This is a genomic window from Klebsiella sp. 54 (assembly GCF_018223875.1).
In the GTDB taxonomy this organism is placed as follows: Bacteria; Pseudomonadota; Gammaproteobacteria; order Enterobacterales; family Enterobacteriaceae; genus Klebsiella; species Klebsiella quasipneumoniae.
Genome location: NZ_JAGRRA010000004.1, coordinates 104,345 through 128,163, shown reverse-complemented (window position 1 = coordinate 128,163; position 23,819 = coordinate 104,345). Strand labels below are relative to the sequence as shown.

The 23,819-nt window shown below is 60.8% G+C and carries 25 protein-coding genes and 3 tRNA genes; 11 read left to right on the top strand and 17 right to left on the bottom strand.

Going from position 1 to position 23,819, the window contains the following annotated elements; genetic code table 11:
• Positions 1-71: 71 nt before the first annotated feature.
• Entirely contained in the window at positions 72-827 is a 756-nt protein-coding gene (gene xni / locus KHQ24_RS12115) for a flap endonuclease Xni (protein WP_200784456.1), read from the top strand.
• A 58-nt stretch (positions 828-885) separates the two neighbouring features.
• On the opposite strand, the gene fucO is transcribed toward xni, so the two are convergent.
• Positions 886-2,034 carry a lactaldehyde reductase gene (gene fucO / locus KHQ24_RS12110; RefSeq protein ID WP_004205528.1) on the bottom strand — a complete coding sequence of 383 codons (1,149 nt, stop codon included), beginning with the start codon at positions 2,032-2,034 and terminating at the stop codon, positions 886-888.
• Positions 2,035-2,061: 27 nt separating this feature from the next.
• Positions 2,062-2,709 (bottom strand): L-fuculose-phosphate aldolase, encoded by a 648-nt coding sequence (fucA, locus tag KHQ24_RS12105; RefSeq protein WP_002915470.1) that lies wholly within the window; start codon positions 2,707-2,709, stop codon positions 2,062-2,064.
• A 566-nt stretch (positions 2,710-3,275) separates the two neighbouring features.
• Here fucA and fucP point away from each other — a divergent pair.
• The 5 genes from fucP to fucR all read left to right on the top strand — a co-directional run bounded on the left by fucP (position 3,276) and on the right by fucR (position 9,113).
• Positions 3,276-4,586, top strand: a complete 1,311-nt coding sequence (fucP, locus tag KHQ24_RS12100; RefSeq protein ID WP_004205525.1) for an L-fucose:H+ symporter permease — start codon at positions 3,276-3,278, stop codon at positions 4,584-4,586.
• Positions 4,587-4,618: 32 nt separating this feature from the next.
• Positions 4,619-6,394, top strand: coding sequence for an L-fucose isomerase (gene fucI / locus KHQ24_RS12095; RefSeq protein ID WP_211777296.1), 1,776 nt, complete (start codon positions 4,619-4,621; stop codon positions 6,392-6,394).
• A gap of 107 nt (positions 6,395-6,501) precedes the next feature.
• Positions 6,502-7,920 carry an L-fuculokinase gene (gene fucK / locus KHQ24_RS12090; RefSeq protein ID WP_064795105.1) on the top strand — a complete coding sequence of 473 codons (1,419 nt, stop codon included), beginning with the start codon at positions 6,502-6,504 and terminating at the stop codon, positions 7,918-7,920.
• Between the two features lies 1 nt (position 7,921).
• Positions 7,922-8,344 (top strand): L-fucose mutarotase, encoded by a 423-nt coding sequence (fucU, locus tag KHQ24_RS12085; protein WP_017899197.1) that lies wholly within the window; start codon positions 7,922-7,924, stop codon positions 8,342-8,344.
• 58 nt (positions 8,345-8,402) lie between these two features.
• Positions 8,403-9,113: an L-fucose operon activator gene (gene fucR, locus KHQ24_RS12080; protein WP_004205519.1), complete on the top strand. Its 711-nt coding sequence runs from the start codon at positions 8,403-8,405 to the stop codon at positions 9,111-9,113.
• 52 nt (positions 9,114-9,165) lie between these two features.
• Here the strand turns inward: fucR and rlmM are convergent, their stop codons facing one another.
• The 4 genes from rlmM to KHQ24_RS12060 form a co-directional block, all read right to left on the bottom strand.
• On the bottom strand, positions 9,166-10,266 hold the full coding sequence (gene rlmM / locus KHQ24_RS12075; RefSeq protein WP_004205518.1) for a 23S rRNA (cytidine(2498)-2'-O)-methyltransferase RlmM: 1,101 nt from the start codon (positions 10,264-10,266) through the stop codon (positions 9,166-9,168).
• Positions 10,259-10,654, bottom strand: coding sequence for a DUF423 domain-containing protein (locus KHQ24_RS12070; protein WP_002915543.1), 396 nt, complete (start codon positions 10,652-10,654; stop codon positions 10,259-10,261). Before KHQ24_RS12070 ends, rlmM begins: the two co-directional genes overlap by 8 nt.
• 19 nt (positions 10,655-10,673) lie before the next feature.
• A complete protein-coding gene (gene gcvA / locus KHQ24_RS12065) occupies positions 10,674-11,591 on the bottom strand; it encodes a glycine cleavage system transcriptional regulator GcvA (RefSeq protein WP_002915545.1) in 918 nt (305 codons plus the stop codon).
• Positions 11,592-11,942: 351 nt separating this feature from the next.
• Entirely contained in the window at positions 11,943-12,167 is a 225-nt protein-coding gene (locus KHQ24_RS12060) for a YgdI/YgdR family lipoprotein (RefSeq protein ID WP_002915549.1), read from the bottom strand.
• 197 nt (positions 12,168-12,364) lie between these two features.
• Here KHQ24_RS12060 and csdA point away from each other — a divergent pair, with 197 nt between their 5' ends.
• Together csdA and csdE are read left to right on the top strand one after the other, a co-directional pair.
• Positions 12,365-13,570 carry a cysteine desulfurase CsdA gene (gene csdA / locus KHQ24_RS12055; protein ID WP_004205516.1) on the top strand — a complete coding sequence of 402 codons (1,206 nt, stop codon included), beginning with the start codon at positions 12,365-12,367 and terminating at the stop codon, positions 13,568-13,570.
• Positions 13,570-14,001, top strand: coding sequence for a cysteine desulfurase sulfur acceptor subunit CsdE (gene csdE, locus KHQ24_RS12050; protein WP_043520790.1), 432 nt, complete (start codon positions 13,570-13,572; stop codon positions 13,999-14,001). The genes csdA and csdE overlap by 1 nt, the downstream gene beginning before the upstream one ends.
• A 26-nt stretch (positions 14,002-14,027) precedes the next feature.
• Here csdE and tcdA read toward each other — a convergent pair whose 3' ends face one another.
• Together tcdA and mltA are read right to left on the bottom strand one after the other, a co-directional pair.
• Positions 14,028-14,849 carry a tRNA cyclic N6-threonylcarbamoyladenosine(37) synthase TcdA gene (gene tcdA, locus KHQ24_RS12045; RefSeq protein WP_004205514.1) on the bottom strand — a complete coding sequence of 274 codons (822 nt, stop codon included), beginning with the start codon at positions 14,847-14,849 and terminating at the stop codon, positions 14,028-14,030.
• Between the two features lie 87 nt (positions 14,850-14,936).
• Positions 14,937-16,034, bottom strand: a complete 1,098-nt coding sequence (gene mltA, locus KHQ24_RS12040) for a murein transglycosylase A (RefSeq protein ID WP_002915579.1) — start codon at positions 16,032-16,034, stop codon at positions 14,937-14,939.
• A 210-nt stretch (positions 16,035-16,244) separates the two neighbouring features.
• On the opposite strand from mltA, the gene KHQ24_RS12035 reads away from it, so the two are divergent.
• The 3 genes from KHQ24_RS12035 to KHQ24_RS12025 all read left to right on the top strand — a co-directional run bounded on the left by KHQ24_RS12035 (position 16,245) and on the right by KHQ24_RS12025 (position 16,540).
• A tRNA-Met gene (locus KHQ24_RS12035) sits at positions 16,245-16,321 on the top strand.
• Between the two features lie 33 nt (positions 16,322-16,354).
• A tRNA-Met gene (locus KHQ24_RS12030) sits at positions 16,355-16,431 on the top strand.
• A 32-nt stretch (positions 16,432-16,463) separates the two neighbouring features.
• Positions 16,464-16,540: transfer RNA gene (locus KHQ24_RS12025), tRNA-Met, on the top strand.
• A 95-nt stretch (positions 16,541-16,635) separates the two neighbouring features.
• Here KHQ24_RS12025 and cobT read toward each other — a convergent pair.
• From cobT to cbiK, 9 genes are read right to left on the bottom strand one after another with little or no spacing between them, the layout of a single operon-like run.
• A complete protein-coding gene (cobT, locus tag KHQ24_RS12020; protein ID WP_023319039.1) occupies positions 16,636-17,691 on the bottom strand; it encodes a nicotinate-nucleotide--dimethylbenzimidazole phosphoribosyltransferase in 1,056 nt (351 codons plus the stop codon).
• Between the two features lie 43 nt (positions 17,692-17,734).
• Entirely contained in the window at positions 17,735-18,280 is a 546-nt protein-coding gene (gene cobU / locus KHQ24_RS12015) for a bifunctional adenosylcobinamide kinase/adenosylcobinamide-phosphate guanylyltransferase (protein ID WP_064150807.1), read from the bottom strand.
• Positions 18,274-19,797, bottom strand: coding sequence for a cobyric acid synthase (locus KHQ24_RS12010; RefSeq protein WP_049092079.1), 1,524 nt, complete (start codon positions 19,795-19,797; stop codon positions 18,274-18,276). Before KHQ24_RS12010 ends, cobU begins: the two co-directional genes overlap by 7 nt.
• Complete coding sequence (locus tag KHQ24_RS12005; protein WP_049092080.1) at positions 19,794-20,618, bottom strand: energy-coupling factor ABC transporter ATP-binding protein; 825 nt, start codon at positions 20,616-20,618, stop codon at positions 19,794-19,796. The genes KHQ24_RS12010 and KHQ24_RS12005 overlap by 4 nt, the downstream gene beginning before the upstream one ends.
• 8 nt (positions 20,619-20,626) lie before the next feature.
• On the bottom strand, positions 20,627-21,304 hold the full coding sequence (locus KHQ24_RS12000; RefSeq protein ID WP_211774430.1) for an energy-coupling factor ABC transporter transmembrane protein: 678 nt from the start codon (positions 21,302-21,304) through the stop codon (positions 20,627-20,629).
• Entirely contained in the window at positions 21,291-21,572 is a 282-nt protein-coding gene (locus KHQ24_RS11995) for an energy-coupling factor ABC transporter substrate-binding protein (RefSeq protein WP_004205507.1), read from the bottom strand. The genes KHQ24_RS12000 and KHQ24_RS11995 overlap by 14 nt, the downstream gene beginning before the upstream one ends.
• A 1-nt stretch (position 21,573) precedes the next feature.
• A complete protein-coding gene (cbiM, locus tag KHQ24_RS11990; RefSeq protein ID WP_004205506.1) occupies positions 21,574-22,311 on the bottom strand; it encodes a cobalt ECF transporter S component CbiM in 738 nt (245 codons plus the stop codon).
• Entirely contained in the window at positions 22,311-23,021 is a 711-nt protein-coding gene (locus tag KHQ24_RS11985) for a cobalt-factor II C(20)-methyltransferase (protein WP_060656701.1), read from the bottom strand. Before KHQ24_RS11985 ends, cbiM begins: the two co-directional genes overlap by 1 nt.
• A complete protein-coding gene (gene cbiK / locus KHQ24_RS11980) occupies positions 23,018-23,812 on the bottom strand; it encodes a sirohydrochlorin cobaltochelatase (RefSeq protein ID WP_017899205.1) in 795 nt (264 codons plus the stop codon). The genes KHQ24_RS11985 and cbiK overlap by 4 nt, the downstream gene beginning before the upstream one ends.
• Positions 23,813-23,819: the final 7 nt, after the last annotated feature.

Below are 23,819 nucleotides of genomic sequence, written 5' to 3'. Positions count from 1 at the left end.
TTGTTCAGGCGCAGATAGCCTCGATCCGATGGCGATGTTACCCTAAAGACGCTGAGAATAAGGGGGTATCTGTGGCTGTTCATCTGTTAATCGTCGACGCGTTAAATCTGATCCGCCGCATCCACGCGGTGCAGGGTTCGCCCTGCGTCGATACCTGCCTGCATGCGCTGGAGCAGCTGTTTGTCCACAGTCAGCCCACCCACGCGGTGGCGGTGTTTGATGATGAGGATCGCGCCCACGGCTGGCGCCACCAGCGCCTGCCGGAGTACAAAGCCGGCCGCGCGCCGATGCCGGATACGCTGGTCGCCGAGATGCCGGCGCTGCGGGCCGCCTTCGAACAGCGGGGGATCCGCTGCTGGGCCTCGCCGGGCAGCGAAGCGGACGATCTCGCCGCCACCCTGGCGGTGAAGGTGGCCCAGGCGGGCCATCAGGCCACCATTGTCTCCACCGACAAAGGCTACTGCCAGCTGCTGTCGCCCACCATCCGCATCCGCGACTACTTTCAGAAGCGCTGGCTGGACGCCCCCTTCATCGCCAGTGAGTTCGGCGTCACCCCGGAGCAGCTGGCGGATTACTGGGGGCTGGCGGGGATCAGCAGCTCGAAGGTGCCGGGCGTGGCGGGCATTGGCCCGAAAAGCGCCGCCCAGCTGCTGAACGAGTTTCAGGACCTGGAGGGGCTGTATGCCCGCCTGGCAGAGGTCCCGGAAAAGTGGCGCAAAAAGCTGGCAGCGCATCAGGAGATGGCCTTCACCTGCCGGGAAGTGGCCCGCCTGCAGACCGACCTCCAGCTGGATGGTAATCTGCAGCAGCTGCGGCTGACGCGCTGACCCTACCCGAGCGTGGTGCCGGCGCGGCGGCACCGCCTGCTTCCCCCGGGCCGGCCCCTCACCAGGCCGCCTGATATAACTCGACGATATCGGCCAGGCTCGCCTCGCGCGGGTTGCCGCCGGTACACACATCCGCCAGCGCCGCCTGGGCCAGCGCCGGAATATCCTCTTTCCTGACATCCACCTCGCGCAGATGGCCGGGAATACCGACATCGCGGTTTAGCTGGCACACCGCCTCCACCGCCGCCAGACGCGCGGCGCTCAGGCTTAACGCTTCCCCTTTGACGCCCATCGCCCTGGCGATATCGCGATATTTTTCCCCGGTCGCCTCAGCATTAAAGCGCATCACGTGCGGCAGCAGGATGGCATTCGCCACGCCGTGCGGCGTGTTGTAAAAAGCGCCGAGCGGATGCGCCATGCCGTGCACCAGGCCAAGCCCGACGTTGGAAAATCCCATTCCCGCCACATACTGGCCGAGCGCCATAGCTTCCCCCGCTCCGGCGTCGCCGGCAACCGAGCCGCGTAGCGCGCCGGCGATGATCTCGATGGCCTTGAGGTGCAGCGCATCGGTCAACGCCCAGGCGCCGCGAGTGAGGTACCCTTCGATAGCGTGCGTCAGGGCGTCCACGCCGGTGGCCGCCTTCAGCGCCGGCGGCATGGCGTCCATCATATCGGCATCGATAAAGGCCACCTGCGGAATATCGTGCGGGTCGACGCAGACGAATTTGCGCCGCTGTTCTTCATCGGTGATGACATAGTTAATCGTCACCTCCGCCGCGGTACCCGCGGTGGTCGGCACCGCGAAGATCGGCACGCTGGGCTGACGGGTGGGCGACAGCCCCTCCAGGCTGCGAACATCGGCGAACGCCGGGTTACGCTGAATAATACCGATCGCCTTACAGGTATCCTGCGGCGAACCGCCGCCGATGGCGATCAGGTAATCCGCCCCGCTGCGCTGAAAGGCCTGCAACCCCTGCTGAACCACGGCGATGGTGGGGTTCGGGATCACGTCGCTGAACATGTCCCATGCCAGCCCGGCGGCGTCCAGTTTGTCAGTGACTTTTGCCGCCACGCCGCACTTCGCGAGGGTCCTGTCGGTCACGATCAATGCCTTGCGATAACCGCGCCGCATCACTTCATCGGTTAATGCGTTTATCGCCCCCCGGCCAAACCACGCCGTTTCGTTGAGGATCATTCGGTTTGCCATCGCGTCTCTCCTGTTAGGGTTGCGGCATCACTCTTCAATGCGTAATCCGTAGGTTTTAAACTTCTCCAGCACGATGGCGATCGCCTCGTCATCCAGCACGGGGACCGGGTCGGTAATCGCCAGGGTGCTGAGATAGAGCTGGGCCAGGACTTCCACTTCATGCGCCAGCCAGAGCGCTTTCTCCAGGCTGGCCTCGCAGGCGATCAGGCCATGATGCTGCAGCAACGTGGCTTTGCGGTGCTTCAGCGCCACCGCGACATGCTCAGACAGTTCGCGGGTGCCGAAGGTGGCATAGGGCGCGCAGGGGATCGAATTCCCGCCGGCGGCGGCGATCATATAGTGGATGGCCGGAATGGGTCGGTTGAGGATCGACACCGCCGTACAATGGACTGCGTGATTGTGAACTACCGCCTGGGCATCGGGCCGCGTCTGGTAGGCCGCCTGATGGAAACGCCATTCGCTGGAAGGCAGTTTTCCCTGCTCATGCTGACCGTCGGCATCAATAAAGACGATCTTGTCTTCCGTCAGTTTTTCATACGGGATGCCGGTGGGCGTGATCAGCATCCCCCCCTGATAGCGCACGCTGACATTGCCGGCGGTCCCCTGATTTAACCCCAGGCGGGTCATTTCCAGGCAGGTATCGATAATCTGCCGGGCCAGTCTGTTTCTTTCCATTGTTTTCCTCTTTTAGCGACTCATCATCCGTCAACGGCAGGGCAACATAATTATTGTTGGCGACCGTGGGATAGGTTGAATAATGATCTCCATCTTCAGCCTGAATAATCGCAGGGGAATTTCCATCGCTATATTTTGTGAACCACGTCAATTATTCCATCATAAAAAAAGGGATGTAACTGGTTAAGCGGATGTTGAAAATGCCCGTTCTTAAAAATATTTCTTCAAGCGGGCATTTTATTTTTCTGTAACATTTGCCCGTTTTCCACGATATATATTCAATCGGTCATTGGCGTTGTGGTTTTGTGAATTTATTTCCTCAAACGGTCAGTCATTTTGAAAAATTAAAGTGACAATTATCACATAAAATGGTCCACAGAGCGTTAAGTGTGACCCTCATCATATTAACAGGCGGTTTTTATTTGAAAATGAAGCCATGAGTTCCGCCGTGACTTTCATTTCACTCACCGGCGCGTCACCTGAGCTCACTTAATTTTGCGGTCTGCTGCAGCACCAGACTGCGCCCTGAATGCTGTTGTAAATGCTTCTGAACTGATGAGGACGCTATGGGAAACACAACGATACCAACGCAAAGTTACCGCGCCATGGAGAGCGGGCAAAGTAAGAGCTACATTATTCCTTTTGCTCTGCTGTGCTCCCTCTTTTTTCTGTGGGCCGTGGCCAATAATCTCAATGATATTTTATTACCGCAGTTTCAACAGGCCTTTACCCTGACTAATTTTCAGGCCGGATTAATTCAGTCGGCTTTTTATTTTGGCTATTTTATTATTCCCATCCCCGCCGGGATGCTGATGAAAAAACTCAGCTATAAAGCCGGCATTCTTACGGGTCTGTTTTTATATGCTTGTGGCGCCGCGCTGTTCTGGCCTGCCGCCGAAGTAATGAATTACACCTTATTCCTGATTGGGTTATTTATTATCGCCGCCGGGCTTGGCTGTCTGGAAACTGCGGCCAACCCATTTGTCACCGTCCTCGGTCCGGAAAGCGGCGGTCACTTCCGCCTGAATCTGGCCCAGACCTTTAACTCATTTGGCGCCATTATTGCCGTGGTATTTGGCCAGAGCCTTATTTTGTCCAACGTCCCGCATCAGCCGCAGGAGGTGCTGGATAAAATGACGCCAGAGCAGCTCGGCGCCTGGAAGCACAGCCTGGTCCTGTCGGTACAAACCCCCTATATGATTATCGTGGCCATCGTGCTGCTGGTCGCCCTGCTGATCGTCTGTACCCGTTTCCCGTCGCTGCAAAGCGATGACCACAGCGACAGCGCGCAGAGCACGTTTCTCGCCTCGCTGTCGCGCCTGATGCGCATCCGCCACTGGCGCTGGGCGGTACTGGCTCAGTTCTGCTATGTCGGTGCGCAAACCGCCTGCTGGAGCTATCTGATTCGCTACGCTGTCGAAGAGATCCCGGGCATGACGGCCGGTTTCGCCGCCAACTACCTGACCGGCACCATGGTCTGTTTCTTTATTGGCCGTTTCACCGGCACCTGGCTGATCCGCCGCTTCGCGCCGCATAACGTGCTCGCTATCTATGCGCTTATCGCCATGCTGCTCTGTCTGCTCTCCGCCTTCAGCGGCGGCCACGTCGGTCTGCTGGCCCTGACCCTGTGCAGCGCCTTTATGTCCATTCAGTACCCGACCATCTTCTCGTTGGGGATTAAGCACCTGGGCCAGGACACCAAATATGGCTCGTCATTTATCGTCATGACCATCATCGGCGGCGGGATCGTCACCCCGGTAATGGGCTTTGTCAGCGACGCCGCCGGCAATATCCCGACCGCCGAACTGGTTCCGGCGCTGTGCTTCGCCATCATCTTTATTTTTGCCCGTTTCCGCTCGCAAGCGGCGACGAACTAAACCTGTTATCCGCATAACCTGAGGGATCTGTAATGAAAAAAATCAGCTTACCGAAGATCGGTATCCGCCCGGTAATCGATGGTCGTCGCATGGGGGTTCGCGAATCGCTGGAAGCGCAAACCATGAACATGGCGAAAGCCACCGCCGCGCTTATCAGTGAGAAGCTGCGCCATGCCTGCGGCGCCCGGGTGGAGTGCGTGATCGCCGATACCTGCATCGCCGGCATGGCCGAGTCGGCCGCCTGTGAAGAGAAATTCAGCAGCCAGAACGTTGGCGTCACCATCACCGTCACCCCCTGCTGGTGCTACGGCAGCGAAACCATCGATATGGATCCGCTGCGCCCGAAGGCCATCTGGGGCTTCAACGGCACCGAGCGTCCGGGAGCGGTCTATCTGGCCGCGGCGCTGGCGGCCCACAGCCAGAAAGGGATCCCGGCGTTCTCCATCTACGGGCATGATGTGCAGGATGCCGATGACACCTCGATCCCGGCGGATGTCGAAGAAAAATTGTTGCGCTTCGCTCGCGCTGGCCTGGCGGTCGCCAGTATGAAAGGGAAAAGTTATCTGTCGCTGGGCGGCGTCTCAATGGGCATCGCCGGCTCCATCGTCGACCACAACTTCTTTGAATCCTGGCTCGGGATGAAGGTTCAGGCTGTCGACATGACGGAGCTGCGCCGGCGAATCGATCAGAAAATCTATGATGAAATCGAGCTGGAGATGGCGCTGGCGTGGGCGGATAAACATTTCCGCTACGGCGAAGATCAGAACGCCGAGCAGTATAAGCGCAATGAGGCGCAGAGCCGCGCGGTGCTGAAAGAGAGCCTGCTGATGGCGATGTGCATCCGCGACATGATGCAGGGCAACGCGAAGCTGGCGGAAAAAGGGCTGGTGGAGGAGTCGCTGGGCTACAACGCCATCGCCGCCGGCTTCCAGGGCCAGCGTCACTGGACCGATCAATACCCCAATGGCGATACCGCCGAAGCGCTGCTCAATAGCTCCTTTGACTGGAACGGCGTGCGCGAGCCGTTCGTCGTCGCCACCGAAAACGACAGCCTCAACGGCGTGGCCATGCTGATGGGCCATCAGCTCACCGGCACCGCCCAGGTGTTTGCCGACGTACGCACCTACTGGTCGCCGGATGCCGTTGAACGGGTCACCGGGCAGCCGCTCACCGGGCGGGCGGAGCACGGCATCATTCACCTGATTAACTCCGGCTCTGCGGCGCTGGACGGCTCCTGCCAGCAGCGCGACGCGCAGGGCAATCCGACGATGAAACCCCACTGGGAGATTGAGCAGAGCGAGGCGGATGCCTGCCTCGCGGCGACCGAATGGTGCCCGGCGATCCACGAATACTTCCGCGGCGGCGGCTTCTCTTCCCGCTTCCTGACCGAAGGCGGCGTGCCGTTCACCATGACCCGGGTGAACATCATCAAAGGTCTGGGGCCGGTGCTGCAAATTGCCGAAGGCTGGAGCGTAGCGCTGCCCAAAGCGATGCACGACCAGCTCGACGCCCGCACCAACTCCACCTGGCCCACCACCTGGTTTGCCCCACGCCTGACCGGCAAGGGCCCGTTCAGCGATGTGTACTCGGTGATGGCCAACTGGGGCGCCAACCACGGCGTGCTGACCATCGGCCACGTTGGCGCAGATTTCATTACCCTCGCCGCCATGCTGCGCATTCCGGTCTGCATGCACAACGTGGAAGCGGCGAAAATCTATCGCCCTTCCGCCTGGGCCGCGCACGGCATGGATATCGAGGGCCAGGACTACCGCGCCTGCCAGAACTACGAGCCGCTGTATAAGCGTTAACAGGTTGGTTTCGCCCGGAGGCGCAGGCTTACCTGGCCTACAGACGCGCGCGGTCTGTAGGCCGGATAAGCGCTGCGCCATCCGGCAATGTTGTTTCGGGAGTCACTATGAAGCAAGACGTAATCCTGGTCCTCGACTGCGGCGCCACGAACGTGCGGGCGATGGCCGTGGATCGACAAGGGAACATTATCGCCCGCGCCGCAACGGCGAACGCCAGCGACATCGCGGCGGAAAAAAGCGACTGGCACCAGTGGTCGCTGGAGGCCATTATGCAGCGCTTTGCCGACTGCTGTCGGCAGATCCATGACCAGCTGGCCTCCTGCACGGTGCGCGGCATCACCGTCACGACCTTTGGCGTCGATGGCGCGCTGGTGGATGAGCAGGGCGCCCTGCTGTATCCGATCATCAGCTGGAAATGCCCGCGCACCGCGGCGGTGATGGAGAATATCAGCCAGTATATGCCCGCGCGTCAGCTGCAGCAGATAGCCGGCGTCGGCGCGTTTGCGTTCAATACCCTGTATAAGCTGGTGTGGCTGAAAGAGAACCACCCGCAGCTGCTGGCGCAGGCCCATGCCTGGCTGTTTATTTCATCACTGATCAACCATCGGCTGACCGGGGAGTTCACCACCGACCTCACCATGGCAGGCACCAGCCAGATGCTCGATCTCCGGCAGCGCGATTTCAGCGCGCCGATCCTGCAGGCGACCGGCCTGCCGCGCCGCCTGTTCCCGCAGCTGGTTGAAGCAGGCCAGCCGATCGGCGCCCTGCTGCCGGAGGCCGCTGCGCTGCTGGGCCTTCCCGTCGGGATCCCGGTTATCTCGGCCGGGCATGACACCCAGTTCGCTCTGTTTGGCGCCGGCGCCGGGCAGGATGAGCCGGTGCTCTCCTCCGGGACCTGGGAGATCCTGATGGTGCGCAGCGCGCAGGTCGACACCTCGCTGCTCTGTGACTACAGCGGCTCCACCTGCGAGCTGGACAGCCAGCCGGGCCGCTATAACCCGGGGATGCAGTGGCTGGCCTCCGGCGTGCTCGAGTGGGTGCGCAAACTGCTGTATAGCGCTGACACCTCATGGCAGACGCTGATTGACGAAGCGCAGGCGATCCCGCCCGGTGCCCAGGGCGTCAGAATGCAGTGTGACCTGCTCGCCAGCCAGCACGCCGGCTGGCAGGGCGTCACGCTCAACACCACCCGCGGCCATTTTTACCGCGCCGCGCTGGAGGGGTTAAGCGATCAGCTGGCGCAGCATCTGCAAACCCTGGAAAAAATCGGCGGCTTCAGGGCGAAAGAGCTGCTGCTGGTGGGCGGCGGCAGCCGCAACGCGCTATGGAACCAGATCAAGGCCAACCGACTCGGGATACCGATAAAAGTCCTCGACGATGCCGAAACCACCGTGGCCGGCGCGGCGATGTTTGGCTGGTATGGCGTGGGCGAGTTCTCTTCGCCAGAACAGGCCAGAGCGCAGGTCGCGTACCGCTACCGCTATTTTTGGCCGCAAACTGAACCTGAATTAACAGAGGAAGCCTGAGATGCTCAAAACCATTTCCCCGCTGATATCGCCGGAACTGCTGAAAGTGCTGGCCGAAATGGGCCATGGGGATGAAATTATTTTTTCCGATGCCCACTTCCCGGCGCACAGCATGGGTCCGCAGGTGATTCGGGCCGACGGCCTGCGGGTCAGCGATCTGCTGCAGGCGATTATCCCGTTGTTCGAGTTAGACAGCTATGCGCCGCCGCTGGTGATGATGGCCGCCGTCGAAGGCGATGCGCTCGACCCGACGGTGGAACAGCGCTATCGGCAGGCGCTTTCGGCGCAGGCCCCCTGCCCGGATATCGTGCGGATTGACCGCTTTGCCTTCTACGACCGGGCGCAAAAAGCCTTTGCGATCGTTATCACAGGAGAGTGCGCTAAGTACGGAAATATCCTTTTAAAAAAAGGAGTCACGCCGTAATCTCATGCCGGAGCGTCTGCCTGATGCAGACGCTCAATCAATGATGGGGTGAGAATAAATGAAAGCGGCCCGCCAGCAGGCGATCGTCGATCTCCTGATCAACCACAGCAGCCTGACCACCGAAACGTTGTCAAAACAGCTCAACGTCAGCAGGGAAACCATTCGCCGCGATCTCAGCGAGCTGCAGGCGCAGGGCAAAGTGCTGCGCAACCACGGCCGGGCTAAAGTGATCCACCAGCGCAGCCAGGACAGCGGCGACCCTTTTCACATGCGGCTGAAAAGCCATTACGCGCATAAAGCCGATATCGCCCGCGAAGCGCTGGCCTGGATTGACGAAGGGATGGTCATCGCCCTCGATGCCAGCTCCACCTGCTGGTATCTCGCCCGCCAGCTGCCGGACCGCCCGCTGCACGTCTTTACCAACAGCCAGCCCATCTGTCAGGAGCTGGCTAAACGCGACCAGATCATGCTCACCTGCTCCGGCGGTACTCTGCAGCGGAAATATGGCTGCTACGTTAACCCGGCGCTGATTTCCCAGCTGAAATCGCTGGAGATCGATCTGTTTATTTTTTCCTGCGAAGGCATCGACCCGCAGGGCGCGCTGTGGGACTCCAATGCCTTCAATGCCGACTTCAAATCGATCCTGCTTAAGCGGGCGGCGCAGTCGCTGCTGCTGATCGACAAAAGCAAGTTCAACCGCTCCGGCGAAGCGAGGATTGGTCATCTGGATGAGGTGACGCATATTGTGTCGGATGCGCCGCAGCCTTAAGCATGCGGCGAAGGCCAGAGGACATGCGCGTCTCTGGCCTCATGGTGAGTGATTAACGCTCGTCGCGACGTCCGCCAACGGCGGCCCACAGGCGACGCACGTGAACGGTCACCTCTTCACGATCGTGATACAGCTGACGCGCCTGGATCTGGGCGTTAACGCCGTGCTCGTCCAACTGGGCCTGAATGTAGGCCAGATTCTGCGACACCTCTTCATAGCGCTTTTTCATCGGCAGCTTGAGGTTGAAGATGGTCTCCCGGCACCAGCCGTTGACCAGCCACTGCGCCATCAGCGCCGCCACTTTCGCTGGCTTTTCCACCATATCGCAGACCATCCACGAGATGTTATTGCGGTTAGGACGATAGCGGAAACCGTCTTCACGCAGCCAGGTCACCTGGCCGGTATCCATCAGGCTCTGGGCCATCGGGCCGTTATCGACCGAAGAGACCCACATGTTGCGTTTCACCAGCTGATAGGTCCAGCCGCCCGGGCAGGCGCCGAGGTCGACGGCATACATGCCGTTCGCCAGGCGCTCGTCCCACTCGTCCGCCGGAATAAAAACGTGGAACGCCTCTTCCAGCTTGAGGGTGGAGCGGCTCGGCGCGTCGGACGGAAACTTCAGCCGCGGAATGCCCATATAGAACGGCGAGTTATTGTTACTGTACGAGTAGCCGGTATAGCAGCAGCCCGGGGCGATAAAGAACACATGCACCACCGGACGCTTCGGCGTTTCATAGCTGGTCAGGACGCCCGCTTCGCGCAGCGCCGCGCGCAGCGGCACGGTAAACTTGCGGCAGAACTTCATCAGCTCTTTGCTTTCGTTGGTGTCCGCCACCTCGACGCGCAGATCGCCGCCCTTCTCCACCACGCCCTGCAGCATGCCGACGATCGGCGTAATGCGATCCTCCGGCGGCAGGTCGCGCAGCAGTTCGCCCACCACAAACATCTGGCGGGCGAAGATCAGCGAGCTGAACGGCAGATCGCGCACCAGCTTCTCGCCATCATCCTGCTGATAGCCTTCAAAAATCACATAGCCAGAGTCTTCTTTGACCCGGGCAAAACCAAACACCTCGAGGCGGGCTGCCTTATCGGTAATTTCTGCTGCGCACTCTTTCTCAAACCCAGGGCGACAATAGAGGACAACCTTATTCATGAACAACGCCCTTACGTTTCAGACGAATTGCACCAATTAACATTAACACCCAGCCGGCGAGGAAGCTCACGCCGCCCACCGGGGTCACGAACGCCCACAGGCGTAAATGAGAGAGCGCCAGGCAGTAGAGGCTGCCGCTGAACAGCACGGTCCCTAACGCCAGAAAAACGCTGCTCCAGTAGAACCAGATACTGATCCGACGCTGCATCGCCACCGCCAGACCAAAAATCGCCAGGGTATGGAAGGCCTGATACTCCAGGCCGGTATGGATCCAGGCCATCTCCGCCGCGCCGAGCGATTGACTTAAGACATGCGCGCCGAAGGCACCCAGAGCCACAAAGATAAAGCCGCTAATCGCGGCGAATATCAGCATAAAACGGCTGGTCATGTTGTTACCCTACAAGTAATTATTGTTCATAACGAAAGCGGAATTTTTCTTGTTCACTTGCCGCTTTCGCCAGAATCCACTGCCGGAAAGCGGCTATTTTACCCAGTTCTGCCTGACTGTCATGGCAAACAAGGTAAAACGCATTCTTACTGACCAGAACATCATTAAATGGACACACCAGGCGACCGGCTTCAATTTCGGACTGCGCCATGACATTGTTGGCCAGCGCCACGCCCTGCCCGTGAATGGCCGCCTGCAGCACCATCGCGCTGTGGCTGAAAATCGGCCCCTGCTGCACATTAATATGGCTTAGACCAAGCTGGCGGGTATAAGTTTGCCAGTCGCGGCGGGACGCATCGTGAAGCAGCGTATGTTGCGCCAGATCGGCAGGCGTTTTCAATGCTTTATCGCCGGTGAGCAGCAGCGGGGAACAGACCGGCAGCAGATATTCGGCGTACAGTTTTTCCACACGCAGGCCCGGCCAGTTGCCGCGACCGTAAAAAATCGCCACATCGACATCGTCCGCCAGCTTATCCTCCTGACGGTCCACCGCCTGGATCCTGACGTCGATTCCCGGATAAGCTGAGTTAAAGCTTGTCAGTCTCGGCACCAGCCACTGGATGGCGAAACTTGGCAATAAACTGACCGTTAATGCCCCTTTGGCGCTGCGCGCCTGCAGTTTACGCGTCGCTTCCGTCAGTTGCGAAAAAATCTCTTTAATATCCTGAAAATAGCTCTGCCCTTCTTCCGTTAACAGCAGCGAACGATTGCGCCGACGGAACAGCTTAAGGCCCAGAAAATCCTCGAGAGACTTGATTTGGTGGCTGACTGCGGCCTGCGTCACAAAAAGCTCATCGGCTGCCCGAGTGAAGCTGAGATGGCGTGCGGCTGCATCAAAAACACGTAATGCATTCAGAGGAGGTAATCGCTTCGACATGGTTATTCTGGCTTAGATGTTAACTCAATTTAACAAATAGGAAACAATGGTTAACCTATTAGTTTTTTTTATCTGAGCCATTATAAATTGTCCGTTGAGGTTCTACCAGCAAATACCTATAGTGGCGGCACTTCCTGAGCCGGAACGAAAAGCTTTTTTTGGAATGCGTGTTCCATCAAGCTTTTGGCTTACGGTTGTGATGTTGTGTTGTTGTGTTTGCAATTGGTCTGTCTTTGCAGACCCCGGTAGCAAGGCTACCCCTTTTCACTTCCTGTACATTTACCCTGTCTGTCCATAGTGATTTAATGTAGCACCGCAACGCGCGGTGCTTTTTTTTGCCTTTTTACTGCCTTACTCGTCCAGCTCACCCAGCTGTTTCACGTCAGAGCGATTGATCTGCTGTTTGTTGCCCCACGCGTCCTTATACGAAATCATGCCAGTATCATTATCGGTTTGCGGTTTCCCGTCGGTAACGATGGTCCGCCCATCATTGGTATGCATCACATAGTTAGAGGAACAGGCGCTCAGGCCTAAAGTCAGCATACAGGCAGAGATAATCGCAGCGGCCTTAGTCATTTTCATTTTTCTCTCCTTACGGCTATTTATACTATTCGTGACTCGTTAAGTAATAGGTTAAAACACAAACCCAACACTTTTCAGCATAACCCTCTTTGACCCACGTGGAGTCACATTCGGACAATTCCACAGAGCGCAGAGGCCTTGTCACGCCCGACAAATTGCGCGACGATCGCGGTATTGATACGAGGAATTCCATGAACGCATTCAACCCTGCGCACTTTCGCGCGCAGTTTCCGGCTCTGGCCGATGCCGGCGTCTATCTCGACAGCGCGGCGACGGCGCTCAAACCGCAGGCGGTGATCGACGCCAGCGACCAGTTTTATCGCCTGAGCGCCGGCAACGTCCACCGCAGTCAATTCGCCGCCGCCCAGCGGCTGACCGAGCGCTATGAGGCGGCCCGCGAGCGCGTGGCGGCGTGGCTGAACGCCCCCTCCGGCAAAGATATCGTCTGGACGCGGGGGACCACCGAGGCCATCAATATGGTGGCGCAGAGCTACGTCCGGCCGCGCCTGCAGCCTGGCGATGAAATTCTCGTTAGCGAAGCCGAGCATCATGCCAACCTCGTGCCCTGGCTGATGGTGGCCGGGCAAACCGGCGCCAGAGTGGTCAAGCTGCCGCTCGGCGCCGACCGTCTGCCGGATATCGCCAGCCTCAGCGCGCTCATCACCCCGCGCAGCCGGGTGCTGGCCATCGGCCAGATGTCCAACGTCACCGGCGGCTGCCCGGACCTGGCTCAGGCCATCCGCCTTGCTCACGCCGCCGGGATGGTGGTGATGGTCGACGGCGCGCAGGGGGCGGTGCATTTCCCCGCGGACGTGCAGGCGCTGGATATCGATTTTTACGCCTTTTCCGGCCATAAGCTGTATGGCCCGACCGGGATCGGCGCCCTGTACGGCAAAAGCGAACTGCTGGCGGCGATGTCGCCCTGGCTCGGCGGCGGGAAGATGATCGCCGAGGTCAGCTTTGACGGCTTTACGCCACAGCCGGCGCCCTATGGCCTTGAGGCCGGTACGCCCAATGTCGCCGGGGTTATCGGCCTCAGCGCCGCGCTGGAGTGGCTGGCACAGAGCGATATCGGCCAGGCGGAAAACTGGAGCCGCAGCCTGGCGAGCCTGGCGGAAGAGGCGCTGGCGAAACGGCCGGGCTTCCGCTCTTTCCGCTGCCAGCAGTCAAGCCTGCTCGCCTTTGAGTTCGACGGTATTCATCACAGCGATCTGGTGACGCTGCTGGCCGAGTCCGGCATTGCCCTGCGCGCCGGGCAGCACTGCGCCCAGCCGCTGCTGGCGGCTTTAGGAGTCAGCGGCACGCTGCGGGCCTCTTTCGCCCCCTACAATACCCAAGACGATGTTGCAGCGCTGGTCCACGCGGTGGATCGCGCCCTGGAAATTTTGGTGGATTAATGACGACCCTGCACCCCTTCGGCACGACCATTACCGACGCCACGCTGCGCCAGACCTTCGCCCCGCTGAACCAGTGGGAGGATAAATATCGGCAGCTGATTTTATTGGGCAAAAAGCTGCCGACGCTGACCGATGAGCGCAAAGCGCAGGCCCATGAGATTGCCGGGTGTGAGAACCGCGTCTGGCTGGGCTATGAGGAGGACGCCGAGGGCAGGCTGCACTTCTTTGGCGACAGCGAAGGAAGGATTGTGCGCGGTCTGCTGGCGGTACTTTTAACTGCCGTGGAAGGAAAAACCCGCGCCGGGATCCTGGCGCAGGATCCGCTGGCGCTGTTCGACGAGCTGGGGCTGCGCGGCCAGCTCAGCGCCTCGCGCAGCCAGGGCCTCAGCGCCCTGAGCGAGGCGGTGCTCGCCGCCGCCCGCGAGCGCTAATCTCAAGCTTTCGCTTACCCGCCGAACTACTTCCCGGAAGCCGCAGCGTCGCGCTGCGCTTTCGCCAGCATCTTCTTCAGGGCATGCGACACCGCGACAAACCCGAAGGTCGCGGTCACCATCGTCGCCGCACCAAAGCCGGCAGCGCAGTCCATCCGCTTCGGTCCTTCCGCCGTGCTCTTCATCGCGCAGACACTGCCGTCCGCCTGCGGGTAGACCAGCGCTTCCGTAGAGAATACGCAGTCCACGCCGAGCTTGCCTTTACTGTTTTTCACCACCCCAAACTGGCTTTTCAGCCGCTCGCGCAGTTTAGCCGCCAGCGGATCCTGGATGGTCTTCGCCAGGTCAGCGACCTGGATCTGCGTTGGGTCAATCTGGCCGCCCGCCCCGCCGGTGGTGACCAGCGGCACTTTGTAGCGGCGGCACCAGGCGATAAGCGCCGCTTTTGGCCGGACGCTATCGATGGCATCGATGACATAGCTGAAGCCGGCGCCAAGGTATTCGGCCACGTTTTCCGGGGTTACGAAATCATCCACCACCGTCACCCGACACTCCGGGTTGATCAGGCGAATACGTTCCGCCATCACCTCCGCTTTCGCCAGACCGACGTTGCCGCTGAGGGCGTGGATCTGGCGGTTGGTATTGGTAACGCAGACATCGTCCATATCGATAAGGGTGATCGCCCCGATGCCGGTCCGCGCCAGCGCTTCCGCCGCCCACGAGCCGACCCCGCCGATCCCGACCACGCAGACGTGGGCGTCGGCAAAACATTGCAGCGCTTTTTCACCATATAAACGTGCCGTACCGCCAAAACGCTGGCGCCAGGCATCGCTGATTACAACAGACATAGGACCTCAGAACAAAATGACAGCGCCCGGAGGCCGCCGCAAACGGCGTCATCCGGGCGCCCTGGTCAACAGGCACGGCCAGGGGTGTTAGCCGCTAAAAACATTTCCCGCGCCTGGCGCGTTTTTCAGCACCCATACGCGGCCGTAGTGGTTATACCAGCCGGCACGGTGGCCAGCGTCAGGCCCAATGCCCTGATAGATGTCGAAATGCTGGCCTTTGATGGCCCCACCAACGTCGAGGGCGACCATCAGACGCAGTTCGTACTGGCCGTTAAACTTGCCGTTATTATCCAGCAGAGGTACCTCGGCCAGCAAGGTGGTTCCCGGCGGAATAATCGACCGGTCGGAGGCCACCGAGGCGCGGCCGATCAGCGGCACGGCGCTGGCGCCTTTCACCGGCGCGAAAGACTGTGGTTTAAAGAACACGAACGACGGGTTCTGCTCCAGCAGCTCGCGCACTTCCGCTTCGCTGTGCTTTTCACCCCACTCGCGGATCGCCTGCATCGACATATCTTCTTTCTTCACTTCCCCGCGGTCGATCAGCACTTTGCCGATGCTGCGATAGGGCCAGCCGTTTTTCCCGGCATAGCTAAAGAAGTTGAGCGGCGAACCGTCGCCAAAATCGATATAGCCGCTGCCCTGCACGTCCATGATGAAGTTATCCATCAGCGAATTGCTGTACGCCAGCACATAGTTGTCGCTCAGCGCGCCGGCATAAATGCTGGCGCGGGACGGCAGCTTGCCGCGCTTCGGCGGCATCCGGTAAATGGGGTACTGGAATTCGCCCTGACGGGTGTGGCGCGCCTGCACCACCGGCGTGTAGTAGCCGGTAAACTGGACGTTGCCATAGTTGTCGACGCCCTGCATCTGCCAGGCGTCGATGCCAAACTGGCGCAGCGTGCGGGTGTCGCCGCCGGCGCGCAGCCACTCCTGCAGCGCGTTATAGACGTTGCTCTGGCTGTTATAGAGGCGCGGAGAGGCGTTACGAATTTGATTAACCTGCTCGGAGAAGTCGCCGGCGTTGATCGGCGCCCCGACGGCATCCGGCTGGTTTACCAGTGAAAACGGCTGGGTGAACTTGCCATCGCTATATTGCTGACCGCGGTCGGTCGGTTTTGAGGAACAGGCGGCGAGCATAGCCAGCATTGCCCCCGTCGCTACGTATTTTGCCCAACGTCCTTTCATGGTGTCTCATCTTTTGCTGCGAAGCCTTAGTGCGTGTTGAAGATAACAAAGCGCCAGAGCTATTGAAATGCGCGATCTCATCGATGGCACAGATTTGTGTAAAAAAACACCACAACGTGACGTTTTATAAGCCAATTCTTACAAAAATGTCGATTTGGTCGAAAAAAGGTTGCATCATCTCGCTAGCGGAGTATAGTGCGCTTCCACGGACGCGGGGTGGAGCAGCCTGGTAGCTCGTCGGGCTCATAACCCGAAGGTCGTCGGTTCAAATCCGGCCCCCGCAACCAATTAAAATTTGATGAAGTAAAGCAGTACGGTGACGCGGGGTGGAGCAGCCTGGTAGCTCGTCGGGCTCATAACCCGAAGGTCGTCGGTTCAAATCCGGCCCCCGCAACCAATCAAATTTGACAACGTGAAGCAGTACGGTGACGCGGGGTGGAGCAGCCTGGTAGCTCGTCGGGCTCATAACCCGAAGGTCGTCGGTTCAAATCCGGCCCCCGCAACCAACATCATAAACACCCTCAAGGGTGTTTTTTTGTTTCTGCCGCCGGCAAAACCTCTGCCGAAAACGGGAACGGCCATTGCCGCCCCCATCTCCTGCTTACCCCTTAGGTAACACAATATTGCTGGCCGCCAGCATGCCCATGCGATGGTACATCGCACAGGCCGCCTCGACGATCGGCATCGCCAGCGCCGCGCCGCTGCCTTCCCCCAGCCGCATACCCATATTGAGATACGGTTCGAGTCCGAGGTGCGCCAGCGCGATACGCGCCCCCTTCTCCGCCGAATAGTGGGACGGGATCAGATACGGTTTTACCGCCGGCGCTATCCGGCACGCCGCCAGCGCCGCCGCGTAAGAGAGAAAGCCATCCAGCACCACCGGCAGCCCGCAGGACGCCGCCCCCAGCATGACGCCGGTCATCCCCAGCAGATCAAATCCACCGACTTTGCTCAGCACGTCGAGGCCATCCTTCGGGTCGGGCTGATTAAGGGCGATAGCCCGCCGCACGACCTCCACCTTGTTGCCAACCTTCGCCAGCGGCAAATTGGCGCCAATCCCGACCACCTCCTGCGCATCGCTGCCGGTCAGGACGCTGACCATCGCCGCCGCCGGCGTGGTATTGGCCATCCCCAGTTCGCCGACGCCAAACAGAGTCACGCCCTCCTGCGCCAGCGCGCGGGTGTAGCGCATCACCTCCAGCAGCAGCTCCTGCCCCTGCTCGCGGCTCATGGCCGGGCCGCGGGCAATATTGCCGCAGCCCCGCGCCACCCGCATATTCACCACGCCGGGCAGCGGTTCGCTATCGATCCCGACATCAATCACGTGCACTTGCGCCCCGGCCTGGGCGGCGAGCACGCAGACGCCGGTGGTGCCGCGGGTCATATTGGCGGCCTGGATGGCCGTGACCGCCTTCGGCGAAATCGCCACCCCTTCGTCCCACACCCCATGGTCGGCGCACATCACCAGCAGGGCCTTTTTCGCCACCTGCGGCTGGCCGCCCAGGCCGGGCATTCCCGCCAGCTGCACCGCCAGCGCCTCCAGACGCCCGAGGCTGCCGGGGGGTTTGAGTAAGCCGTCGATGTGTTGCTGTGCCCGCGCCATGGCGTCGGCGTCCGGCGCGGGGATCGCCCGCAGTACCTCGTTTACGCTTTGCATACAGAATCCCTGCCAGGGCTGGCCCGGTCGGCCAGCGATTGAGTTATTTGATTTTGACGCCGATGCCGGAGACCACCAGCCAGACCGCATCCGCCGCGGCCGCCAGGCGCTGATTGACCCGCCCGGCGATATCACGAAAATGCCGCGCCAGGCGGTTCTCCGGCACAATGCCCATCCCCACCTCGTTGGTCACCAGCACGACGTGCGCCGGGCAGCGCTGACAGGCGGCAATCAGCACGCCAATTTCGTCATCAATAGCCCGCTCCATGGCGGCGTAATCCCAGCCGTCGGGGTCGCTGTCGCCGCCGAGCGCGAACAGCAGGTTGGTGACCATGGTGGTAATGCATTCCAGCAAAATCGCCTCCTCTGGGGCGCTATCCGGGGTGATCAGTTCATCAAGCTGCTGCCAGCGCTCGGCGGTGCGCCAGTGGGCGGGCCTGCCGTCGCGATGATGCTGGATCCTTGCGGCCATCTCGTCGTCAAATATTTGCGAGGTGGCGATATATAAAACCTGCGGCGCATCGGCAATCAGCGCCTCGGCATGGCGGCTTTTGCCGCTGCGCGCGCCGCCGGTAACCAAAGTCAGCATAGGGGCTCCTGATGTTGGCGCATGATGGCGTAAATTTGATCGATGGCGATATGTTCGCGCATGGCATCGGCCAGCAGGTCAAACTGGCGGGTTTTATAGCGGGCATACTCCAGGGCGCTGTCCAGCGGCGCCAGCCCTTTGCGCTGACGCAGGCCGTTGAGCAGCGCGCGGGTAAAGGCATCGTTGTCGAACAGGCCGTGCAGATAGGTGCCAAACGCCAGGCCGTCGTCGCTGACCGCGCCGTCTGCCACTGACTGTCCCGCTTTATGCAGCTGCAGCAGCGGCGCGCAGCCTGCCTCACGGCGCGTCTCGCCCATATGAATTTCGTAGCCACTGACCCGCAGCCCCGCCGCGTCGGCTAACCAGTCCGGGAGGTTAGCCTCCAGGGTCGCCTGCACCTGAGTGGTGGTTTTGCGCTGGGCGAAGTGGGTCACGGTCTTCAGCACCCCCAGTCCGGGCTGGGTGCCAAGGCCAGACTCCACCTCATCGATAATGGTTTCGCCGAGCATCTGATAGCCGCCGCAGATCCCCAGCAGCGGCACCTTGCGCAGCCGGGCCTGCTCGACCGCGTGCGCCATGCCGCTTTCACGCAGCCAGCACAGATCGCCGAGGGTATTTTTACTGCCCGGGAGAATGACCAGGTCGGCGTCGGCCAGCGCCTGCGGGTCGCGGACATAGCGCACCCGGACGTCAGGCTGCGCCGCCAGGGCGTTAAAGTCGGTAAAATTGGCGATATGCGGCAGGTGAACGACGGCGATGTCGATATCGCGCCGGTCGGTGCGGTGGTATTTCCCGGCCTGCAGCGCGACGCCGTCCTCATCCTCAAGGTCAACTTCAAGCCACGGCATAACGCCCAGCACCGGCACGCCGGTCAACGCCTCGATCTGCTCGATCCCCGAGCGCAGGAGCGCCACATCGCCGCGGAATTTATTGATAATCACGCCTTTCACCCGCGCTCGCTCCTCGGGCTGCAGCAGCGCCAGCGTGCCGTAAATCGCGGCAAATACCCCGCCGCGGTCGATGTCGGCCACCAGGATCACCGGGCACTGCGCCATTTCGGCCATGCCCATATTGACGATATCGCGGTCGCGCAGGTTAATTTCCGCCGGGCTGCCGGCCCCTTCCAGCACCAGCGCCTCATACTCCCCGGCCAGGCTCTGGTAGACCGCGAGGATCTGCTCGCGCAGGCGTGGCTTGTACTGGTGATAGCTCACCGCGTCCATGCTGGTCGCCACCTCCCCCATCAGCACCACCTGCGCCTGACGGTCGCTGGTGGGCTTGAGCAAAATCGGATTCATGCGGACATCCGGGGCGATCCCGGCTGCTTCGGCCTGGAAAATCTGCGCCCGGCCCATCTCTTTGCCATCCGGCGTAATGCCGGAGTTCAGCGCCATATTCTGTGATTTAAACGGCGCGGTGCGCAGTCCATCCTGATAAAAAATGCGGCACAGTCCCGCCACCAGCACGCTTTTCCCGACGTCGGAAGCGGTGCCCTGTAACATAATCGCCAGCGTCATGACGCCTCCTTAATCGCGCCTATCGCATCGTTGCGCATCCGCTGAAAAAACTCCGCTTCGGTTTTACACAGCGGCAGCCCCAGTTCGCTATGAAGTTTCACCAGCCACGGCTGGGTCAATCCCGCCCGGGCCATGGTCTCCGCGCAGGCAAACACCTCGCCGGGCTCCCCTTCGGCCAGCACTTCGCCGTGCCGCAGAACGTAAACGGCGTCGCTCACCTCATAGATCAGATCGATATCGTGGCTGGAGATCACTACGCGCCGCCCCTGCCCGACAATGCGCCGGATGATGGCGATCATCTGCGCGCGCCCGCGGGGATCGAGGCCCGCGGTGGGCTCGTCAAGCAGCAGGTAGCGCGCCTGCAGCACCAGCGCCCCGGCGATCGCCACCCGTTTTTTCTGCCCATGACTGAGGCACTGGATCGGCTGCTGGCGAAACCCCTGGGCATCGACGAGGGTCAGCGCCTCATCCACCCGGCGGGCGATCTCCTCTTCCGCCACCCCGAGGTTACGCAGACTAAAAGCGATATCGCTGTCGATATCGGTATAGAAGATTTGCTGGTCCGGATCCTGAAACACCGTCGCCACCTGCTGGCGCAGCGCCAGCAGACCGCGCTTGCTGTAATCCAGCGCCTCTCCCTGCCACAGCACCGCCCCCTGCTGCGGGCGCAGCAGGCCGCTCAGGTTCATAAACAGCGTCGACTTTCCGCAGCCGTTGGCCCCCACCAGGCCGGTCACCGCATGGCGGGAAAAATCCAGCGTCAGCCCTTTAAGCACCGGCTCATCCTGATAGCGAAACCAGAGATCGGTTGTGGCAAGCATACTTATCCTTAGAGGTGAAAATCACCCTGGTACAATTTGATATCCAGCGCCGTGCTCATCTGTTGATAGCGCAGGAGGACGCGGGTGAACAGCAGTCCCACCAGCATCGCCAGCGAGCGATAGCCCTGCGGCACGCTACCATAGCCAAAACGCAGGGTTTGCGCGCGGTGAATCGCCATCGCCTCGTCCAACAGAATAAAAATGAAGCGCCAGGTCAGCAGGATCTGCTCCGTCAGCAGCCGCGGTACACGACCGCGCTTGAGTAAAATAATCAACTGCGGGAAAGGCAGATTGAGCACCAGCCAGAGCGTCGCCGCCATCGCCGCCAGGCTGCGCCAGAAAGTCTCCCCGGCCACGGCCAGCCCCTGGGCGGAAATCCCTATCGAGAAAGCGCCCAGCCGAAAGCTCGCTAACAGCATCTGCGGGTCGCGGCTGACGCTGAACAGAATGGTCAGCACGCCGACCAGCAAAAAGCCAAAGGGCAGCGCCATCCAGTGGCACCAGCGCTTGAATGAGACCCGTAGCAGCCAGCAGGTCAGCGCGGCGGTTAGCGCCAGCGTCAGCGCCTGGCCCCATGCCGGAAGCGTAAAGGCCAGCGCCATCAGCAGCAGCCAGAGCAGAAACTTCCGCTCTGGCGCCACCTGCAGCCAGCGGCTCTGGTAGCTGAGTCGGTCAAACCCGGTCATCACGGCGCTGTCTGCCCCTCGCATATCCGAGAATGTAAAAAATCACCGCCGCGCCCAGCGAGCCCTGCAGGGTAAACAGCAGGCTCTCAATCTCGCCGCTCGCCGGTTCATATAGCGGCTGGAACCAGGGTTGATAATCCGGCGCCACCGCCTGGATCTGGCTCTCCGCTTCGCCGTCCGAGCCGCCAAACTCGCCGCCGTGGTTAATAAAAAATGGCAGGATCATCAGGGCGACCACCATCGCCAACAGGATCAGGGTCTTTTTCATATTAATGTCCCTCCGCGGCGATCAGTCGCCGTTTGGTTAGCTGATCGTAGATCATCACGGTGAGCAACCCTTCCGCGATGGCGATCGGGATCTGCGTCAGGCAGAAGATGCCCATAAACTTGGCGATCGATCCACCTGCTCCGGTTGCCGGATCGGGAAAGGCCACCCCGAGCTGGACGGAGGTGACAAAGTAGGTCATCAGATCCGCCAGCATGGCGCAGAGAAAGACCCCGACATCGCGACGGATCCCCGCCCGACAGGCCAGCTTCCACACCAGATAGCCGACCATCGGACCGATCACCGCCATCGACATCCCGTTGGCGCCAAGGGTGGTCAGGCCGCCATGCGCCAGCAGCAGCGCCTGGAACAGTAGAACGATCGCCCCCAGCACCGCCACTACGCCCGGCCCGAAGAGGATCACCGCCAGACCAACGCCGGTGGGATGCGAGCAGCTGCCGGTCACCGATGGGATCTTCAGCGCCGAAAGAACAAAAATAAACGCCCCGCAGAGAGCCAGCAGCACCTTCTGATTGCTCTCTTCCTGGACGATACGCCGCAGGCGCACCAGGCCGTACCACAGGCAGGGTAAAAACAGCAGCCACCACGCCAGCGCCCACATCGGCGGCAAAAAGCCCTCCATGATATGCATGGCGAACGCCTCCTGTGGGACGATGATCAGCAGAACAGCAGCCGCCAGCCCCCCATACGAAAGCTGCTTCAGCGATTGCACCTGATTCATTACGCCTCCTCCCACTGTTTGTTAACCAGGATGGTCGAGAAATAGGGCAGCGGCTGGTCATCGCTGACCTCGCGCAGGCTGCGCCAGCACTGCTCACCCGGCAGGGTGGCCTCTGACATCATCAGCGCCGCATCCAGCAGCCCCGCCTGCGCCAGCAGCGCCTTAATGCGGGCGAAGCGGCCGTAGACTTTCATCAGAACCAAACTGTCATGCTGGCGCAGCGCCGCGGCAATGTCCGCTTCCGGCGCGGTGCAGGAGATCACCGCCAGCGACTGCTGCTCCATGGCCAGCGGGGTTTTCGCCCGCGCAGCAATGGCGGCGAAGGAGGTAACGCCAGGGACAATCTCCAGCCAGTCCGGGCAGCCAATCCGCTGCAGCAGAAAGACCCAGGTGCTGAACAGCATGGCATCGCCGAGGGTGATAAATCCGACCTGCCTGCCCGCCGCCACTTCCTGGGCCAGCGCCGCGGCGACATCGTTCCACACCGCCTCTTTTTCCGCGCTGTCGGCGCTCATCGGAAAATGGCAGCAGCGGACCTCCGTGTGTGCGCCAAGGTACTCGCGCACGATGGAGAGGGCCAGGCTGTCGCCGCCTTTGCGACCGGCTGGCGCATACAGCACATCCAGCTGGCCGAGGATCCGCGCCGCACGCACAGTGATCAGATCGGCCGCCCCCGGCCCGGTGCTCAGGGCGTACAGTTTGCCGCTCATGCTGCTTTCTCCATCGCGTTATTCAGCGCCTGCTGCAGATGGGCGACGAACATCGCCCGCACCGCCGGATTTTCCCCTAACCCGCTCAGCCACGGCGTGGCCGTGATACCGGCGGCATTGAACAGCGTTTTCCAGGAGTCCTCTTCGTCCGAGGCCATATCGTTAATGGCGTGATCGCCGGCCACCAGCATCAGCGGCATCAGGTGCACGCCGGTCACGCCCTGGCGAGCGAGTTCGTTAATCACGATGTCCACTTCGGGATAGCTTTCCACCGCCCCCACCCGCGCCGGAAAACCCTGCACAGCCATCATATGATCCAGACAGGCGTAGGCCGCGAAGGCGTGGTGGCTGGCGCCATGCCCCATAAATACCACTCGCTCCGTCGCCGCCAGCGGCGGCATCTGCTGGCGCAGGGCCTGCATTAGCTGCACGTAATCGCCATGACCGCTCAACAGCGGCGCGCCCAGCGTCAGACGCTGAAAGCGCGGGCGCATGCTCTGCACTTCGCGAACGATCTTCTCGTACTCGTCGCCGTTGATAATGTGCAGGGACTGGATCGCCACATCCTGGTACCCCTGCTCGGCCAGCTTTTGCAGGGCCTGCAGCGGGGTATCGATATGGATGCCATCGCGCTGCTGCAGTTTGCGAATAATCATCCCCGAGGTGAAGGCGCGAAACAGCGTGCGGTCCGGGCAGCTGGCGGCCAGATCGCGCTCGCAGGCAGCGATGTTCTTCTCGCGGGTGTCGTGATAGCTGGTGCCAAAGCTCACCACCAGAAGTGCTTTTTTCATATCCTGT